We start from the raw sequence: 1,485 nt of genomic DNA on the forward strand, positions 1-1,485 counted from the left end.
TCAGTGCTGATAGGCATACTGGTAATAGGCAATACTTGTAAGCTTGGATGCGTACCAGATCTAAGCCATTGGCAACTTTGACAATGACCACAGGCTCCAAGCGGATGCTGCTGACGCTCTTGGCATAATAGCCAAGCTATCAGTCGCCAAACAAAAGCACGCTTACCCATTCCTTGCATACCAGCAGCAAGTAATGCATGCGGCAAATTATGGGGCGGTGATAGTACACGACTTGTAAGCTGCGTCCACAATGCTTGCTGCCATGGTAATAGTGGCGCAAAATAAATATTGTCTGTCATACGATTCACGCTTGTTGCCTACTATTTTGTTTAAAATTTACTAAGCTTAGTACTTATCCTATCTTATAGACACTTTCAAATATCAATTGCTAAGTAAACGCTTAGGCTATTTATTATGTATTGCTTGTAAACTTATTGACACTTATTGCATTTAAACGATCCAGATCTTCTTGCGTGTCCACGCCAGCAGGTAGCTGAACTTTTGCAGCCGCAATAGCTATGTTGCCACCGTTTTCTAAAATGCGTAATTGCTCTAAGCTCTCAAGCGTTTCAAGCGGTGTTTGAGACCAATGGACAAATTGTTGTAACAAACTTACCCGATAAGCATACAATCCTAAATGTCGGTAAGCCTCTTTTGGGGCGGGTAGCTCTGCTATATCTAAATTACCCGCAGCCACTGCCAACGCCACATCACGATCACAAGGAATCGGTGCACGGCTAAAGTACAGCGCGCGTTGTGTGTCATCGGCAGTTGCACTCACAACCTTGACTACCGACGGTTTTATGAACGTCTGATAATTTTCAATGGGCTCGTATAAAGTCGCCATAACGCTGTCATCATCTTGTACCAACAAGTCTTTGACTTGCTGTAGTAAGAGCGGCGGCACTAATGGCTCATCTCCTTGCATATTAATGATAATGTCGTGCTCAGCCCAGCCTTTAATCGTCGCAACTTCAGCCAAACGATCTGTGCCTGAAGCATGATCAGCACTTGTCATTACCACTTCATACCCTGCATCCGAGCAAACCTTAGCGATACGCTCATCATCGGTTGCAATACACATATCATCGGCAAAATGCGCGGCTTGAGCCTTTTCAGCGACCCACAGAATCATAGGTTTGCCATGAATATCTAACAAAGGCTTGCCTGGTAGACGTGTACTCTTAAAGCGCGCAGGAATAACGATATGAGTTTTGGCGGGTGCTAAAGCGGATGACATACATAATTCCTATAACAAACAGTTCATAAATTTAAATAGGTAATATATAAATAAGCGGGTAATTTAGACGAACGCTTAGATATAAAAACAACTATATGCATCGACAATCTTAACTGTGACTTGACGTAGCCATTTTGATGTCAAGTGCGGTCAATTGCTGCTGCAATGTCTGATAGCAAGCGTCAGATAGTGTGGCAGTCACAGGTAGTATCCATAGCCTGTTTATCAAGGCTCTAATATCATTG

The 1,485-nt window shown here is 43.2% G+C and carries 1 protein-coding gene and 1 pseudogene; both read right to left on the minus strand.

Annotated features, from left to right (window positions below; all coding sequences use genetic code 11):
• Positions 1-299 (minus strand): annotated as a pseudogene (locus ACS8FD_RS14320) (DNA polymerase III subunit delta'); the annotation flags it as partial.
• A 113-nt stretch (positions 300-412) separates the two neighbouring features.
• Positions 413-1,240 carry a 3-deoxy-manno-octulosonate cytidylyltransferase gene (kdsB, locus tag ACS8FD_RS14325; protein ID WP_439260739.1) on the minus strand — a complete coding sequence of 276 codons (828 nt, stop codon included), beginning with the start codon at positions 1,238-1,240 and terminating at the stop codon, positions 413-415.
• Between the last annotated feature and the right edge of the window lie 245 nt (positions 1,241-1,485).

Source organism: Psychrobacter sp. 1U2, assembly GCF_051847575.1.

Excerpts from the sequence above, each read along its gene's own strand:
- kdsB (WP_439260739.1), bottom strand. The coding sequence starts at position 1,240 with ATGTCATCCGCTTTAGCACCCGCCAAAACTCATATCGTTATTCCTGCG.